Raw genomic sequence first — 232 nt, 5'->3', positions numbered from 1 at the left:
GCACACATCAAGGAAACGGTGCATCGGCGGCAGGAAGCGGTATACGCCGTTGTCTTCGCTGGCAAAACCCAGTTGGGTCATGCGGCGCATGATTTTTTCTTCGAGTTCTTCCTGGGTCTGTACTTCGGCCTGGATAAACAGGTCGCGGTACTTTTCCAGCAATGACGGCAGCTCATCGCGGCCCAGGCTGCCACCGTCCAGCACGGCGATCGGGTCGCGGCCCTGGTCGGCC

General features: G+C 60.3%; 1 protein-coding gene. It reads right to left on the bottom strand.

Annotation, left to right across the window (positions count from 1 at the left end):
• Nucleotides 1–232 (bottom strand): condensin complex protein MksE (locus tag SB756_RS35905; RefSeq protein ID WP_410914013.1); only part of this gene is annotated, 232 nt, incomplete at both ends.

Source organism: Pseudomonas sp. SIMBA_068 (genome assembly GCF_046534705.1).
GTDB lineage: Bacteria > Pseudomonadota > Gammaproteobacteria > Pseudomonadales > Pseudomonadaceae > Aquipseudomonas > Aquipseudomonas putida.
Note: the sequence above shows the minus strand (reverse complement) of the source record. Positions and strands in the feature narration are given on the sequence as shown.